This window comes from Arsenophonus sp. ENCA (assembly GCF_002287155.1).
Taxonomy (GTDB): Bacteria; Pseudomonadota; Gammaproteobacteria; order Enterobacterales; family Enterobacteriaceae; genus Arsenophonus; species Arsenophonus nilaparvatae.
In genome coordinates this window covers 23,195-39,598 of the sequence record NZ_NHNG01000062.1, presented here as the reverse complement: position 1 = coordinate 39,598, position 16,404 = coordinate 23,195, and the positions used below count along the sequence as shown (strand labels likewise).

Below are 16,404 nucleotides of genomic sequence, written 5' to 3'. Positions count from 1 at the left end.
CGGCTTCCCATAAGTGGTGTGCCACAAGCTAGCATTTTGGTGACAACTTCTACTTCAACAGGCCTCAGTGGGTAAGTGTTTAGCAGTTCGGCCCAAGCACCGTTTCGCTGAAACAACGTTTTTAGAGAGGCTGTCGCAAAAGGGGCATTTACAATAAAAATAATTTAATTTTTTCTTTAAAATCAAAATATTGAAATCATTAAAAACATGATACTACCTCTTTTGCGACAGCCTCCCTAAGAACGCAGCGTGCAACTTTCACTGCACTGCGCTCAAGCCTCTTAAAGCCTCCATTACGTCAGCCGGTCAGTACCTAAATTTATGGAAGTGACGTTTTGCAAAATACTCATCCCATTCAGGGTCAAATGGATTAGCTTTCTGCTGAATTCTGATATGCCGCCGGATCTTTGTATCGCTGGCATTGACCAGTTTTATCAATCCGGTTGTGACATTCTTATCACATGCAGCAAATACCCAGTGGCGATGACCTACCTGTCTAAAGTATTTGTCCTTAATCCATTGCACACGTTTCTTAGGATGCCGTCTTTTTGCCCAGCGCCACAACGAGGTCCAAATAGCATGGTCAACATTCTTAAATACCACTTTGGCAACCGTGTGCCGATAATAATTACTCCATCCAATAATGACTGGATTAAGCAATCGTATCAAATTAAGTGATTTGGCTGTCGGGTGTGATTTAATGATCCCCCGTATTTTATCCAACAAGGATTTGATACTCTTCCTTGAAGGCTTCGTGAGTAATTTGTTGCTATACCGACGAATACTGAATCCCAAAAAATCAAAGCCGTCCTCGACATGAATGATCCGCGTTTTATTTATTGAGAGCTTTAATCCTCTCTCAGCTAAAAATATTTCTATCTGCGGTTTTACCTCTTTTTCCAAGAATTCTCTCGAGTACCCTGTTACAATAAAATCATCGGCGTATCTTACCATGTGTAGTTTTGTACGGCGTCGTTTCCTCTGTGACGCTGAAAAAGTTTGTTTCAACCGTGTTTCCAGACCGTCAAGTGCCATATTTGCTAGTACAGGTGAGATGATACCGCCCTGCGGCGTTCCCGATTTCATGGGAAAGAGTGTATTTGACTCAATAAATCCAGCTTTCAACCATTGTGCTAATAGTCTACCATCCGTTGGGATGTGTTCTAATAGCCAATCATGGTCGATATTGTCAAAACAGCCTTGGATATCGGCTTCTAATACCCATCTGACGGATGTTTTTTTTGAAAGAATATTGAAACTCTTTTCAAGGGCATCTGCCGTTGAGCGCTTAGAGCGAAAGCCATAAGAGTTAGGGTCTGCTGTAGTTTCCGAAATCGGCTCTAGCGCTTGCAAATAAAGGGCTTGCATCGCTCGATCTTTCATCGTTGGAATACTTAACGCTCGCCGCTTGTCCTTACCATGACTTTTAGGGATATAAATTCGTCGAAGTGGACTCGTTCGGTATCCCCGTCTCTTAAGTGACAATATACCGTTCCATTTGCTATTTGGTGTGATCCATTTTTTCCGGTCTACCCCCGCTGTACGTTTCCCTTCATTTTCTGTCACTCGTTTCACTGCTAATGCTTTTGCACTGAACGAGTGGGTTAAAAGCCATTGCAAAGCTTTCACTTTGTGCCAACGCCTTTCCTTCACTGCCTTCACGATACGCACTTGTAGCTTTCTCACTTCTCGACGACAATGATACCAGTTAATTTGGCTCCATTGCGTTGTACAGTGAGCAGGGGCACCCATGTTGTAATTGATGGTCATTTGCGATTCCTGCTTTTAAAAGTTCTACCAATGTTCTCGTGATGAGAGACCAAGTGGAAGTCAGCCCGCTTTCGCGTGGGTTGATGTGGCGTGTCTGCTCAAACCCTATTCACTCTATTACAGAACGACCTTCGCTTTTTCCACCATCCTTTACCCGCACCACCAACAGCATCCCTTACGGTTTGCCTGCCTGAAAGGCGGAGATACGGGTTTACCATGTTCCACTCAGAAAACACAATGGTTTAGGTTCTGTCTATTTCGCCGATAGCTTATTTTGTCCGTGTATTCCCAGCTTCAAAAGGAATATCCAGCTACTGTGCCTTTTGGCCACAGCCTATCAGTACCTTTGGCTGTTTTTAGATGACGACGTTTATTTAACAGTTCACATAAGTTAACCATACCATCAAGCCTAGCGCGCAAGCCGTATTGGTACTCACAGCTCTTACTACATTGTCCCGACCGCTTCAAACCAGTTAGTTACCTATCTCGCTTGGGTCAGTAGGCTACCGTTGACGGAACAACGGACTTTGTCAGTGCATTATTCTGCAAGCAAAGCAATTCTCTAAGCGACTTCATGTCGCACTGAAAACAGTCCAACCAATTCGTGCTATAGGGATGAGGGCTTTTTTCACCTGTATAAAACAGGATAGGAAAAACGAGCGGCAACTCTTTATGACCAGACTCTAAATGCTTCTGCATTGCGGCCATACTATAACGCATCAAGCGCCATGCAATGAGCTTATCAGCAGTAGATTGGTGTTCAATCAAAACATAGATATATCCGCTTCCCTTCTTTGTGCTAACTGAATACAGGATATCACTCTGGTAATTCTTCATTTCACTATCAACAAATGAGCCAGATTCCACTTTGAGGCTATCTAGGTCACACAGCACTTTAACCTCATCAGGTAGCCAAATGTCGAAAAAATCTTTCGCAGTCTCTTTTTCACTTAAAAACTGGCGAAATACAGCATCATGCGGCGTTGGGGTGAATTTTTTACTCATCCGATATCGTCAATGTTTGCTCGCGTCAGATTGAATTATGGCAAACAAACCCGCTATATTAAATACGCTATTTATTCATTACATATTAGATATCATAATCCAGCCATACAAAAACGCACCCTATCTTCTCAGGTGCGTTTATTTTTTGTTACTGACTCTTTCCATAGCTAATCACAGAAAAATGGCTCAAAATCGATTACAGGAGGTTTTAGAGGGGGTTATGACGGGTGTTTCTGTTTTAATTTTCAAAAATTATTAGATTTAACCATTTTTTAATTTCTGACAGGTGTTATTTGCTGTTTAAAATCGTTCAGTTTCGGACATCGTTTTCGGTCATGTTACTTGACCGCTTCTTTCAAAGCTTTACCCGCCTTAAAACTCGGTACGTTTGCAGCAGCAATTTGAATAACCTTGCCGGTTTGTGGATTGCGCCCTTCTCTGGCGGCTCTTTGCTTAACCTGAAAGTTACCAAAGCCAACTAGCTGTACGTCATTTCCCGCCTTTAGTTCTTCTGTCACGGTTTCAATGAAGGCGTTAAGTGCTTTCTCAGAATCTTTTTTGGTTAAGCTGGTTTTTTCAGCAATTTGATTGATGAGTTCGGTTTTGTTCATGGTGTGCCTGAATTAGTGGATACGTTAATCCTAGTCATGCTAGTTGTAGAGTCTCAATAGTGCAATGTTTTAGTGTTAATTAACTTAAAAAAATCTTTTTAATTAAAATCCCACCGCTCGACGCAAGTCTGTGACCGAGCGTAGCGAGTGAGCAGACGAGGAAGCGGAATATCACAATTGCAAAAGAGAAATATGGTCACTCAGTAGTAACATATTTTTCAATTAAGGGTTTTTGTTGGAGGAAAAGTTATCCACAGGGGTAACGCCGATTAAAAAGATTATATTTTTTTGATTATAAAAGATTAGCTGGCTTTTTGGGTGGGTTTGTTATTTTATTTTTTCTTTTATTTTCAATGATTTACATAATTCCCTGTTAGGTTTTTTTATCTTTAAAATCAATGGTTTATAAAATTGCTCGGTTAAAATATTACCTTCCGATTTATTTCATTGAATGAATATAAGTTTTTGTATTTATTATCTTTATAATTTATTGAATGATTTTTATTACAGCTATTTTGTACTTTTGGTCTTAATGTTCCGTGTTTGCGTTACAGCTATCCCGAATAAGCGTTACAGCTATCCCGAATAAGCGTTACAGCTATCCCGAATAAGCGTTACAGCTATCCCGAATAAAAATATCCTTATTGATAATAAAACTTGTGCTTGTGCTTGTAGGTGTGCTATTATTATTTCGCTATTTTAGGAAAAATGAGTGTCATATGAAAAAAACAACAAGTGACTTTAAAGACGATATTTTAAGGCTTAGAGAACAAGGACTTTCTTACGAGAGAATCGCGTTTTGGTTAGCTGAAAATAAAAAGTTTGAAGTTACGGCGAATGCAATACGATTGTTTATCGTAAAACAGAAAAGAATTGCAGCTATGAAAAAATGATTTCAGCCCCTACCCGTTCAAAAATAAGGGCTGAATGTCAACTTTGCACTTATTACAAGGATAATTAATGTCGACATTAGCAATAATACTGTTTTGTAATCTTTTTTGCAAAAATCTTCCTGTAATATTAATCATTATAGTAGGGAATAAGTTTGTCTTATTTTTATCTTCTATCGTGCGCCTATGCATAGGGAAGATGATATGAAAAAACTTAATGTTAAGATTAACAATATTGCGGAATTAGTCAAAAACAGAAATCAACAGTTACTCGATCACCATATGGATAAAATAGACTCAATAACAGTTGGTGATGAAAATCCGTTTAAAAAAATTTCTAATGTAAAAGATAAAATAGATCCTGAATTCAATAAGGAAATTGAGGAAGTACATTTGCCTATTAGTAAAAACACACAGATTCCCACTCCCAATGTGATATTACGTAGCGCTCTATTTGGTATAGTTAAAAAAGGGAATAGAAAATATGAAAAAAATGTATTAAAAGCCACCTTTAACGGCTACACCGTTAAATATTCTGGTGAACAGTTGGATCAATCGGATCTTGATGTTTGGCTAGAATGTCTACAAAGGTGTCAATCAACTCCGTTAGGGAAAGTCGTAAAATTTACTCCTAATGATTTTTTGATATCAATTGGACGCAGTAATGGTAAATCAGACTATGTTTGGTTAAATGAAAGTTTGTGGAGACTACGAGTTAATGATGTTGAAATATCTGATGGCAAATATACCTATATGGGAAGTTTGATATTTGAACAATATCGAGATGAAGAAACAACTGAAAGTTGTTTAATTCTTAATCCAAAAATAGTGGTTTGTTTCGATGATTCTGGTTGGACGGGTATTACAAAAAGCGTTCGTTTGCAATTAAAAGGAAAACCCCTAACTCAATGGATACACGGTTTCTACAGTAGCCACTCTAAACCTGTTCCTATTAAAGTTGAGACAATTAGAGAATTAAGTGGGAGCAGTATAAAAGAATTAAGGATGTTTAGATATAGATTAAAAAATGCGTTATATGAACTAGCTTCAGTGACAGGCTGGAATTGCTATATAGATGATGCTGATAAAGTAATTATTAGTAAGATAGCGAAAAAAATTTAAGTTATTAAAGAAGTAAATTAATAACACTCTGTACGGATGAATTCAGCATTCGTACAGAGCTAACCCAAACCCTAAGAACACTAGGAGTCGGACTATGCGAAATAGTACGCATATTGCACGCATAATGAAAGCGTGCGGCATATCAATCGAGCAGCTTTTGAGCTTTGCTCACACGTCAAAACATCTTACACGCCGTCAGCGTGAGTACCTTCAACGTGTTGGAGGTGTCGTATGAAACTAGAAATGCATGAATTTTGTCGACACGCGACTGTTCCTTGTGGTTTTGCAGATAGTGATGGGGAAATTAAGGCCAACGCTAAAATGGTAGATTTTCTCGGTTTGAATAAAGATGCGGCTGAAATGGTGACTTTATTAGAGAAAATACGCACTGAAAAATCACCGTTTTTTGTCATTATTAAACTGGTTTCTGATTTCAATCAATCGCCGAAAGTTTGGCAATTTCATTTTTTACCGCTTTTTGATAAACAGAATGGTTATATTGGTACTTTCTTCCACGCCCATAAGTTCCTGTTTTTGTCAGCGTTGGAGTATGTCGATGGCATGCAGCCTTATGCCGTGACTACAGAAAAACCTAACAAGTTGTTTACTGATAAAGAGTGGGAAGTTTTGTTTTTCACGATGCAAAGGTTGAGCAGTAAGGAAATCGCTAAGCGGTTAGATATTGGGACGAGAACAACTGATAATCATTTAAACATTATCTATGAAAAAGCGGGCGTTCATTCAGCTTGCCAGTTAAGAGCATTGGGTAAAGTCAAAGGCTTTGAGCGCTATATTCCTGCTGAATTTATTAATAAGGGACGTGGATTTGTAGAAATGGGAGGGATCGCATGAGTGTTTTTTATTCTGACGAACTAAAACAATTTTCTCAGTTGTTTCCTGAATTTACGCAAACTCAACAAGAAAATGTTTTTCTCTTTGCAATTGGTATTTCTATTGCCAATATAGCTGATATCCGTCATGTCTCTATTCGAAGTGTCCAAGCTTCTTTGATTGAAGCTCAGCACCGTTTGGAATTAGGCTCGACTAGCTCATTGAGAGCTGTGGCACAAATGCGACTATTTCTCCCATTATTAAGATTAGCTTTTTATTTTTTTCATGAAAAAAGGGATTTTGATGAAGTTTAGTAAACCATAAATAACACTGGCAATAAGCAAGGAATTAACAGTAGGAACGCCTGTTTTTATTGTTAATCCAATGTAGCTTGCGGTTATACAGGTAAAAAGGGCATACCAACCTATAAATGGTGTGTCTTTATTTTCGGGGATTTTTTCATATTGTTGTGTTTCTTTGAGAATATTTCTGTGAGTTTTGACAATAAAATAATCAGTTAGCATCACGCCGACTATAGGGGGAAAGACCACACCAAGCAGCGTTAAAAAATCCACAAATCTTTCTAAAATCCCTAAAACAGAAAGCGTTGTTCCAATGATACCTATTGTTAAGGTGATTAACGTATAATTGACCTTTTTGCCCGTTAGCACAGAAATTGAATTAGCAATACTCAATGATGATGAGTAAAGATTAATATCATTGACACGTAGAGTAGAAAAGATAACAACCAGCAATCCAATCCCGCCAGCCGTTTCGGTCATAATAGTGACAACATCTGCGGTATTTAATGCTCTGGCTAATAATATAGCAAGGCCATTAACCAGAAATTCACCCAGAATAATGGATACCATCGTCATAAGAAATACTTGCCGACTGTTTTTTAAATATCGACTCATATCGGGTGTAATAAGACTTGCTACAATACAACCGCCCATAATTAATGTAATGGCGGAAGAGAGTGTCATTGGTTCACCAGTAGGAATTGAATTAATTAATTCAATGGTATTGTGATTATCAATAATTCTAACAGAAATGAAGACAATAACGATGATAAAGAAAGGGACGGCAATCCACGCCGTAAATCGTAAGGCTTTAAAGCCAAAAGCAACCAGGACGGTCAAAAATAATCCAGAAAATGTTGCTGACCATTCAAACCCTAATTTATCGCCTAATGCAAAATTAAGTCCTTTCGCAAAGACGGCATTTTGCACGCCAAACCAGCCTATCAAACTAATAGCTATCACCAAACTAACAAGGATTGAACCTATTTGTCCAAAACCACACCATCTGGCGAGGAGACTACTGGATAATCCCTCTTTCATACCCGCAAAGCCTAATCCAAAAGTTACCACCCCAAAAATAATACTGCTGATAAAAATGGCTAGAAAGGCATCAGCTATAGTCATTGAATGACCTAATACTGCGCCTAGCATGAATTGATCTAAAGCGGTTAACATGCCCGCATGCACTAAGGTGACACTAAGGAATGATAAACGTATATTAGTGGGAACACGACTTGTCGGATAGTTATCTATTAGGTTCATATGATAAGTTTACCTTGTTATAAATAGCAGTATTTATCCCGCACATAACCATTTTATTTTGTGATAAAATGAAGTCCTTTACATAAAAAAGAATCAGGCACATAGTTATCCAAGCCTATATGACTGCAATAGCCTTTTAATTGATAAAGGGAATGCACATCTGTTTTTTTGAAGATGATTTTTAACCGACTCTCGACAGTACGAGGGGCAATATTTAATATATTGGCAATTTCTTTATAAGATAAATTTTGGAGTACAAGAAAAATAACATTTAATTCTTTTTTGTTGAATGGGGTGTTTTTTATTTCTGTTGTAACTACCGTCGGATTTCTTTTATTTATGTTAATTAATGGGTTGATATAAATGAGTTCTTTTGCATTCCATAAAATACCTAAGGATTCTCTTTGAGAATTTAAAAGCGGAATTTTCTCGCTAATATAAGGGGTTAAACATTTATTGCCATTCCAATAATGTGTTTCTATTACTCTGACACTTCGATTAGTATTTGCGGTTAAATTATCATGCTGAACAAAGTCATCTGCCAGTTCACTCCATTGGGTAGGAAATTCACTATCTTTTTTCCCTTCGAAAGCAAAGTGTTGAGGGGTGTTTGTGAATTTTAGCGCCGCCTTGTTCATGTAGACATGGTGTGAATTTTTATCCTTAATTCCCCACGGTTCGTTGAGATGTTCTATCATCATAATCGCATGAGCAATAATATTATTGTTGCTATCAATATAGGCATTATTATTCATAGCTCAGATCCCTAGTTGTTTAGATAAATAATATCGGGTATGACGATGAGCGAACTGGGACAGGTGACCATATTCTTCGTATCCGAGCTTTTTATAAAAATTAACGGCTTGGAAATCGAAAGTATCAACATAAGCCATGTGACATTTTCTTTTTATCGCTTCATCTTCTGCCATCTGCATTAATTTTTTGCCAATATTCTTTTTTCTGTAATTTTCAGTTATCCATAAGTATTGGATGTCAAGACCTCCCCACCATGTTCTAGCAATTAATCCACCCTGAATCTGATTGTTATCTTGAAAAATCACTCTTAGAGGATGAATATCAACAGGCGTAAATTGTGAATTATGTTTCCATAGGTTATTTATTATGGTGTTTTCTTCTTTATCATTTTCGGTATCACTCAGTATAAATTCCATATTAATGTCATCCTGTTTGCTATTGATTAATGCGTAAAATATATCTTCATAATTTAGTTTTTTTATAAAAAATCACAAACATTACCCCTCGTCGCCATAGCACAAATTTAAAAAATTTCCACGTAATTTTTAGCACTTTTAATACCTAAATTTAGGGTATACCTTAAAGTAAATAAAATTTTCACTTTTAAAAAATCTAAAAAGGAGAAATTAATTAACATTAAAATTAACCACTGTTAATTTTTAATTACCTAAATTCCAACCCTTACTAAGGGTTAGCACAGCACAACGCTAAGTTTTTACTCAATTTAATCATTAACCGTTTTAAGGAGACTTAAATGAACGGCAAGGTCACTTCATGCCTAAAAAACCCTTTCACTGCGGGTGCGGTAGCCATCTTTAAGGTTTTAAAGCAACAACAATCGTTATTCACTCTGATGTTTTTTGGATTGTTAATGTTTATTCCTGCCATGCAGGTTTATGCAGATCCACCGACAACCGGAGATTTATTCAGTGGCGGCAAGGATGTAGTGAAAAGCACCTTCGGTAAAGGTTCCACCGTTGTCTGGATTTTGTACGTACTGGAAATTTTGGCCGCGATTTTTGCTTATGTAAAAACCAAGAATCTGGCGGTCTTTGGTGGCATCGCTGCGGTGATTGTGTTTGTTAACGTGGTCTTCGGGTTGATTTAAATGGATGCCGCTTCTCGCTATCAGTTTCCGACCACGCTCACCCATCAACGTCGTTTTTGTGGGCTGACGATGGATGAGGTGGTGGTTTATCTACCCCTTATTGGCTGTGCGATTTTCGTCAATATGTGGATATTTGCGCCCGCCTTAGCCATAGCCTTTGTTGGGCTTCGCAGACTTAAGCAGGGCAAAGGGTCAAGTTATCTGTTGGGTCTCGCATACTGGTGTCTACCCACATCAATCATGCGTTTTTTTATCACTGTTTTACCCGAGAGTTTCAAACGGTACTGGATAGCGTGAGGCGCGTGCATGGATTATCAACTGCGGAAGTCATCACAAAAGCAATTAGCTATCGGGGTCGTGACCTGTGTGTTGATAACGGTGTTAAGTTTAGGTGTTTGCTACCAACTGCTGATGCAGAACAGGGAATTGACTTCTCAGCTTGTTAATAATCATCAAACGATTATTACGCCGATGGTTGACCATGAAGGCTTTAGCTTTTACGGCACGCGCGGTGATGCGCGTTATCTTCGTCTGATGGCCTTAAGTCTGCTGAATCTACGTCTTAACGTTTCCGCGCAAACCATCAAAGATAGTCATGATTTGTTGCTGGCTTACAGTGATACGCATTTACGTGAAAAACTGATTGCGGTGTTAGCGCAGGAGCGCCAGCGGATGGCTATCAATGAAGCCAGCTCTACCTTTTATCTGAAGGAGGTCAAGGTGAGTCCCGATACTGGTGTGGTGGATATTACCGGCGAATTGCACTTTTTCTACGGCATTAAAGCCGTGGAGCCGGTCGAGAAGCACTATCGCTTGCGCCTCGAGACCCGCGACGGGGCATTGAAACTGACGGATTTTGTGGAGTTGCCGGTATGAACAAACTGCTTTTTTGCTTAAGTTTTATTTTGATTTCCACATCGGGTTGGGCAGAAACCCTGACCGTTACCCCCCACAGCGTGGTGCGCCTAATGGTGAGTAATCGTGAACCCAATGTGATTGCGGTGATGAACGACCGGATAGTGGAAGCCAATAGCGCAGCCGGCAAGCTCGCCGATAAAAAAGCCACTGACAGCGGGGCATTGATTTTCACCACCGAGGAATCCGCGCCGTTTTCGCTCTACATCGAAACCGAAAATGGCTTTGGTTTTACGGTTAATGCGATTCCTGCCAAAAAATACCAGGGTATCAATGTCAGTGTGATGAATGCTGATGCGAAAGCGGAAGAGGTTGCCGAGGATTGGGAAAAAACCAGTGATTCTTACAGTCAGTTTATCACGCGGACTTTCATGGCAGCGATGAACAACAACATCCCCACCGGTTTTGTTAAAAATGGTCGCGTAAATGTCAATTGGCAAGACGCTGCGTTAAACAACTTTCGCTTTCGGGACAGTGTTAGTTTTCAGGGGAAAAATATACGGCTCTTACAGGTTAATATTGAGAATAGAACAACCCAACCCATTCAGTTAAATGAGCGGGTCTTCTGGATACCGCAAACGATGGCCATTGCATTCAATCCGACCGTTAACACCTTACGACCGCATGAGCAGGTCACGCTGTTTCTTCTGATTAAGGAGAAACCGCAATGAACATCAATCATTTTATCCGCAAAAATCAAAAGGTGTTATTTAGCGGGATAGGGGCAGTTGTAGTGGCGGTTTTTACGCTACTTTGGTGGATAAACAAGCAAGCCTCAGGCGTGGAACTCACCGCCGCTGATAGCACTGTGCAATCAGGTAATGCTCCCACTCAAGAACCGGATTTAACCGGCGCCATCACCAATACCTTTGATAATAAGGTGCAAGGCAATGTGGTCACCGATGCCCAGTTAAGCGAAAGAGAAAACCGCCAGGCAATGGCGGGGCTATTAAAGGAAATTCAAGGTATTAAGCGCGATTTTGATGCGGTTAAAAATGAAAATAGCCAGTTAAAGGCTAACGTGGGTCAGCTCCAGGCTGAAATCCAGAATAATAAAAAAGCGATGGAAGGGGATAGCAGTCCAACACCAGGAGCAAGTCAAGTAAATCATCCCCCTCAAATCGCTATCCTGCCACCGAAAGGTCAGCTGGAAAGCACCCGTTTTACTTATCCGAAAAAAGAAAATACAGCCTCATCCGGTTTTTATGTCCCCTCGGGGACGTTTTCAACCGCCATCGTGCTAGAAGGGGCGGATGCCAACGCGTCGGTGAAAGGCGAAACCAAAAAAGTGGCCATGCAGTTTAAATTAACGGGACTTGCGCATCTGCCTGGCAATCAAAAGCTGGATAAATTAACCCACTGCTTTGTCACCGCATCGGCCTGGGGCGAGATTTCGAGCGAACGGGCAGAAGTGAGACTTGAGCGCCTGTCGTGTGTCATCAACAACAAACATATTGACCAGGTGGTTGAAGGACATGTCGGGTTTTATGGCAAAAACGGCATTAAAGGGATACCGGTGATGCGCAATGGCGCCATGTTAGGACTGGCTTTTGGGGCGGGTGCATTAGGGGGGTTGGGTAACGCCTTCTCGCAAATTGGCAATACCACCGTCGGCATGGGGGAAACTCATCAGGCTACGACTCAGGAGGTCGCCAGACAAGCGCTAGGTAGCGGGGCATCGACGGCAGCCAATAAACTGGCAGATTATTACATTGAACGTGCCGAGCAATACCATCCGGTTATCCCGATAGGCGCTGCCAACCGCGTCGAAGTGGTTTTCCAGAAAGGCTTTAAAGCTGAATTTATTGAAGATGTGCAAGCAAGAAAATCGGCTGAGTTACCCACCCAACTGGCAAAAAACGTCAGCAACAGCGTAAAAACCAACCTTCCACCGGAGTTGCTCAATCAGTTAGGCAGTGCGGCCTCAATGGACTTGTCCGATTTTGTTACACCCACAAAACCACCGTCAAATAACGGAGGCGTGAAGCCATGAATCGATTCTCAACAAAAATTCTAATCGCCATCCATCATGGCGTTGAACACACGTTACAACAGGTTAAAAAAGGCTTTTTTTACTTACCGGTTATCTTTTTCTGGTTAACGATGATGTTTTTTTATGTCGGTCATTTATCAACGGATGAGGGGGTTAAATTTAGCAAAGTGAGCCAGGCGATAGATGAAGGCTGGCAATTTCTTGAACCGGTTTTTCGCTTGTCGCTTTGTATCACACTGATACTTTGTGTTTTGCAGTTTGCCATCGGTCTTTTTCGTCGAAATTCCGACCGGACGCCATTAACCAAAGAGGAATAACCTGATGAATACGTTAGCGCAGAAACCCATTATCAAACATCCATTCCTTAATTGGGTGAGTACAAAAAACACCGCGATGCTGCCGATTAAACAAAAGGCGTCAATCGTTAAAAAAATAACAATACATGGCTTACAACTAATAATGCATTTCAGTCTTTATTTTCCAGTAACGTTCATTTGGCTCACGGTCGCGTTTGCATTAAGCGGTCATTTTTCAATGACCTATCCCTTTGAACCCGAGGCAATATTTTTAACGTTTGATAAGGTCGCCGACCTGTTTGCGCCCGTTTTTCGTCTGTCCCTCGCTATCACGCTAATTATTTGCCTGTTGCGTCATGCCGTCGGGGTTTTTCAAAGAAAATCTAGCAAGAAGGAGTCAACATCATGCTGAAACCTCGCATAGGGCTTATCAGTGGCATTGTGTTGCTCTCAGGTTGCGCCGGTATGAATAGTGAGTTTGAATTTGGTAAACCGGCTAAAGACTCGGGTTATTGGATGAGTGAGGCGGATGCGATGACCAATACTGCCAGTTATTCAGTCTCCCAACATAAAGGCGAGGTCGTTAAGTCCGCTAAAGGATTTAACCTATCGGCTTACCGTTTAATTCAATTAAACCCGATGCAAACAGCGGTAACATTGTTAACTGAGCGACCTCAGAACATAAGCAACCCATTATTACCGTCACCCGCTAAAAATCTTTCTTCACGCTGGTTAACGAATAACGTCACCGTACAGTCCCCTGCTGCGTGTCCGGCAAGTCCTTGTCTGTCTGAAATCAGCGCTCCGTCTCGGCAAGCGGAGCGGATAACGCGCGTGTGGATAGCCCCTTATGTGTCACCGGATGAAGTCGTCCATACCGGCGAAGTGGTTTATTTCGTGACCACCCCGTCCACCTGGGTAAATGTGGAGAAGGTGTGATGTTAAAACACGTTAATCCACTCAAAATTATTGAACTGGTGGGCAACGCCTTGATGGAAAAAGACACCACCCGTGAAACGGCGAAAAAGCTCGAGTCGATGGATTATCCGCATTTACGCGACTTATTGCCCTATCGGGATTATGACAGCGACCATCAGCTGTTTATTAACCAGAACTCATTAGGCTTTTTACTGGAAGCACAACCCTTAATCGGTGCCAATGAAAAACTGGTCGAATCACTCGAGGAGCTGGTGAAAAACAATCTGCCGCGCGATATGCCACTGCAGGTGATTTTACTGTCCAGTCAAACGGTGTATGAAAAATTAGCTAACGGATTGCGTGATTTTAGCTGGCAGGGCAATCGTGCTGATGAATGCAATCAAATCACGCAGGGGTTTTATCTTGATGCGGCGCGTCATCAGTTTACCAATCCGCAAAATCTGCCGTTGACGCTCAGAGATTATCATCTGTTTTTTGCCTTCTGCCAGCCGTGCAAGCGGGTAACGGAAAGTGAAATCATTAAAGTGCGTGAAATCCGCCGTAATCTGCTAAGTGCACTCAATGCCTCGGATATTCATGCCGAAAATGCGTCAATCGCGCGCTTTTTGCAGATGATGCGCGAAATGATTAATTTGGACACAGAAAGATTAAAGCCGTACTCACCAGAGTGGATAGAAGACAAAGACATTAATCAGCAGATTGTGCAGAACAACACCTGCTATTGGTTTAAGCCGGGGTATGTGGAAATTACTGGGCGCAATGAAGAAGATAACCCGTTTTCTACCCGTGCCATTCACTTTAATCTCGACAGTAATCCCAGAGAGCACTATCTCTGGCAAAACGGCAATATTATTTCCAATCTGCTTAATCCGCAAAACGGCATCCGTTGCCCATTTGTGATGAGTTTTATTATCCAAACCGAAGACCAGTCCCGTAGTCAGGGTGAAGCCAATAAGCAGTTTCTGGATTTGGAGCGGAAAGTCTCTTCGTCTTATGCCAAATATATCCCCTCAACCAAACGCCAGCACGCCGAATGGAAAAGTTTGCGAGAAGGATTGCTCTCTACGGCGACTTCACTGTCCGGTTATTACTTTGGCGTCACGCTCTTTTGTCGTGATGATGAAGAGGAAGCGGCTAAAGAAGCCGAGCGCACCAAAAAAGCGTTTTCCATGCAGGGGCTTAATATGGTCAGAGCCGATTTAATGCAGATGCGCAATTTCCTGGGTCATTTGCCCTTTGCGGTGGGCGATAATCCGAAGCTCTGGAAAGACTTTTTAAAAACCGGTGCCATTCAGCGAGCAGAATCCTTTCAGGCGGTCAATTTAATGCCGATTATCGCCGATAACAAACTCAGTCAGGCAGGGATAGTGTTCCCGAGTTACCGCCATCAACTGGCGTTTCTCGATATTTTTGACGCAAGTTTGCCGAATACTAACTTTAACTGGTTTGAATCGGGCACCTCAGGCGCAGGGAAATCGGTGTTGGCACAAACGATTGCCAGGCAGGTATTAGACAGTGGAGGGTATTTGTCCATTTTTGATATCGGCGACAGCTACAAGGCGTTTTGCCAGAGTGTAGGTGGCACCTACATTAACGGGGAAACCTTGCGCTTTAATCCGTTTGCCAATATCACCGATATCACCTTGAGCGCTGAGCGCATTCGTGACCAGTTATGCATTCTGGCCAGCCCCAATGGATTGATGGATGAAGTGCATGAATCACTGATACTGGAAGCGATTACCGAATCCTGGCCTAACAAAAAACAGGATATGCGTATCGATGATGTCGTTAATTACCTAAAAAACCATCGCGATAAAATCCAGGCGGCCAGTCGCATCACCGGTCGCATTGATGAAATTCTGGTCTTACTCAATAAATACACCACCAAAGGGATATATGGCAAATACTTTAACAGCAGTGAGCCGACCTTAAAGCCTGATATGCGCTTTGTGGTCACCGAACTGGGGGGATTGAAAGCCAATCGGGATTTGTTAATGGCAGTGCTATTTACGCTCATGCTTTGGTCAGAAAACCTGATGTACAACACGCCGCGTAGCTTACGCAAGATGAACATTATTGATGAAGGCTGGAAACTTCTGGATGCAAAAAGCCCTAAAGTCCGTGATTTCATCGAAGAGGGTTACCGTACTGCCCGTCGGCATAATGGCTCATTTGGCACCGTAACACAAAGTATCCGCGATAAAAATTTAAGTACCGCAGCACTGGCCGCTTATGACAACAGCAGTTTTAAATTCACGCTGATGCAAGATGCAAAAGCCTTCACCACCTTTCAGAAAGAAGAGCCTTCCACCTTTAACGAGATGGAGTGGGCGTTAATTCAAAAGTTCCCCCCTGCGAGCCGTGCCGGATTTAGTGCCGTACATTTAAGCGTCGGCGGTTACAGCAGTTTTCACCGATTGATGCTCGACCCGTTAAGTAATGAGCTTTTTTCCTCTCGAGGTGACGACTTCACCTATCGGGAGAAACGCCTAAAGGAAGGCGCAAACATTAATGACATTATTTTTGAAATGGCGCAAAAGAAAGACCCTGCGTTATTGGCGAAATTAAAACAAGTGAAACCGTGATAGGGGGTGTGATTGGAT

At 41.3% G+C, this 16,404-nt stretch carries 18 protein-coding genes; 12 read left to right on the top strand and 6 right to left on the bottom strand.

Features of this window, described 5'->3' with window-relative positions:
• Positions 1–306: 306 nt before the first annotated feature.
• The 3 genes from ltrA to CBG25_RS01870 form a co-directional block, all read right to left on the bottom strand.
• A complete protein-coding gene (gene ltrA / locus CBG25_RS01880; protein WP_290604140.1) occupies positions 307–1,770 on the bottom strand; it encodes a group II intron reverse transcriptase/maturase in 1,464 nt (487 codons plus the stop codon).
• Between the two features lie 495 nt (positions 1,771–2,265).
• The gene (locus CBG25_RS01875) at positions 2,266–2,775 is read right to left on the bottom strand and encodes an Rpn family recombination-promoting nuclease/putative transposase (RefSeq protein ID WP_290604139.1); all 510 of its coding nucleotides are present in this window, start codon (positions 2,773–2,775) and stop codon (positions 2,266–2,268) included.
• Positions 2,776–3,113: 338 nt separating this feature from the next.
• Positions 3,114–3,386: an HU family DNA-binding protein gene (locus tag CBG25_RS01870; RefSeq protein WP_290604138.1), complete on the bottom strand. Its 273-nt coding sequence runs from the start codon at positions 3,384–3,386 to the stop codon at positions 3,114–3,116.
• A gap of 719 nt (positions 3,387–4,105) precedes the next feature.
• On the opposite strand from CBG25_RS01870, the gene CBG25_RS01865 reads away from it, so the two are divergent.
• From CBG25_RS01865 to CBG25_RS01850, 4 genes are all read left to right on the top strand, one after another.
• On the top strand, positions 4,106–4,279 hold the full coding sequence (locus tag CBG25_RS01865) for a hypothetical protein (RefSeq protein ID WP_290604136.1): 174 nt from the start codon (positions 4,106–4,108) through the stop codon (positions 4,277–4,279).
• Positions 4,280–4,480: 201 nt separating this feature from the next.
• A complete protein-coding gene (gene trfA / locus CBG25_RS01860) occupies positions 4,481–5,398 on the top strand; it encodes a plasmid replication initiator TrfA (protein ID WP_290604134.1) in 918 nt (305 codons plus the stop codon).
• 231 nt (positions 5,399–5,629) lie between these two features.
• Positions 5,630–6,250: a LuxR C-terminal-related transcriptional regulator gene (locus CBG25_RS01855; RefSeq protein WP_290604132.1), complete on the top strand. Its 621-nt coding sequence runs from the start codon at positions 5,630–5,632 to the stop codon at positions 6,248–6,250.
• On the top strand, positions 6,247–6,543 hold the full coding sequence (locus CBG25_RS01850; RefSeq protein WP_290604130.1) for a transcriptional regulator: 297 nt from the start codon (positions 6,247–6,249) through the stop codon (positions 6,541–6,543). Before CBG25_RS01855 ends, CBG25_RS01850 begins: the two co-directional genes overlap by 4 nt.
• On the opposite strand, the gene CBG25_RS01845 is transcribed toward CBG25_RS01850, so the two are convergent.
• Genes CBG25_RS01845 through CBG25_RS01835 form a run of 3 tightly spaced genes read right to left on the bottom strand, consistent with a single transcriptional unit; the run spans position 6,496 to position 8,966 of the window.
• A complete protein-coding gene (locus tag CBG25_RS01845; RefSeq protein ID WP_290604128.1) occupies positions 6,496–7,794 on the bottom strand; it encodes a cytosine permease in 1,299 nt (432 codons plus the stop codon). The genes CBG25_RS01850 and CBG25_RS01845 overlap by 48 nt on opposite strands.
• A 53-nt stretch (positions 7,795–7,847) precedes the next feature.
• A complete protein-coding gene (locus tag CBG25_RS01840) occupies positions 7,848–8,549 on the bottom strand; it encodes a PAS and helix-turn-helix domain-containing protein (protein ID WP_290604126.1) in 702 nt (233 codons plus the stop codon).
• 3 nt (positions 8,550–8,552) lie between these two features.
• Complete coding sequence (locus CBG25_RS01835) at positions 8,553–8,966, bottom strand: GNAT family N-acetyltransferase (RefSeq protein WP_290604125.1); 414 nt, start codon at positions 8,964–8,966, stop codon at positions 8,553–8,555.
• Between the two features lie 338 nt (positions 8,967–9,304).
• On the opposite strand from CBG25_RS01835, the gene CBG25_RS01830 reads away from it, so the two are divergent.
• The 8 genes from CBG25_RS01830 (at position 9,305) to traC (ending at position 16,386) form a co-directional block, all read left to right on the top strand.
• Positions 9,305–9,658 (top strand): type IV conjugative transfer system pilin TraA, encoded by a 354-nt coding sequence (locus CBG25_RS01830; RefSeq protein ID WP_290604123.1) that lies wholly within the window; start codon positions 9,305–9,307, stop codon positions 9,656–9,658.
• On the top strand, positions 9,659–9,955 hold the full coding sequence (traL, locus tag CBG25_RS01825; RefSeq protein ID WP_290604121.1) for a type IV conjugative transfer system protein TraL: 297 nt from the start codon (positions 9,659–9,661) through the stop codon (positions 9,953–9,955).
• 9 nt (positions 9,956–9,964) lie between these two features.
• A complete protein-coding gene (gene traE, locus CBG25_RS01820; protein ID WP_290604119.1) occupies positions 9,965–10,534 on the top strand; it encodes a type IV conjugative transfer system protein TraE in 570 nt (189 codons plus the stop codon).
• Positions 10,531–11,244 carry a type-F conjugative transfer system secretin TraK gene (locus CBG25_RS01815; RefSeq protein WP_290604117.1) on the top strand — a complete coding sequence of 238 codons (714 nt, stop codon included), beginning with the start codon at positions 10,531–10,533 and terminating at the stop codon, positions 11,242–11,244. Before traE ends, CBG25_RS01815 begins: the two co-directional genes overlap by 4 nt.
• Positions 11,241–12,566 (top strand): TrbI/VirB10 family protein, encoded by a 1,326-nt coding sequence (locus CBG25_RS01810; protein WP_290604115.1) that lies wholly within the window; start codon positions 11,241–11,243, stop codon positions 12,564–12,566. The genes CBG25_RS01815 and CBG25_RS01810 overlap by 4 nt, the downstream gene beginning before the upstream one ends.
• Positions 12,563–12,883, top strand: coding sequence for a hypothetical protein (locus CBG25_RS01805; protein WP_290604113.1), 321 nt, complete (start codon positions 12,563–12,565; stop codon positions 12,881–12,883). Before CBG25_RS01810 ends, CBG25_RS01805 begins: the two co-directional genes overlap by 4 nt.
• Before the next feature lie 384 nt (positions 12,884–13,267).
• Positions 13,268–13,801 carry a type IV conjugative transfer system lipoprotein TraV gene (gene traV, locus CBG25_RS01800; RefSeq protein ID WP_290604111.1) on the top strand — a complete coding sequence of 178 codons (534 nt, stop codon included), beginning with the start codon at positions 13,268–13,270 and terminating at the stop codon, positions 13,799–13,801.
• Complete coding sequence (traC, locus tag CBG25_RS01795; protein WP_290604109.1) at positions 13,801–16,386, top strand: type IV secretion system protein TraC; 2,586 nt, start codon at positions 13,801–13,803, stop codon at positions 16,384–16,386. The genes traV and traC overlap by 1 nt, the downstream gene beginning before the upstream one ends.
• Positions 16,387–16,404 lie beyond the last annotated feature (18 nt).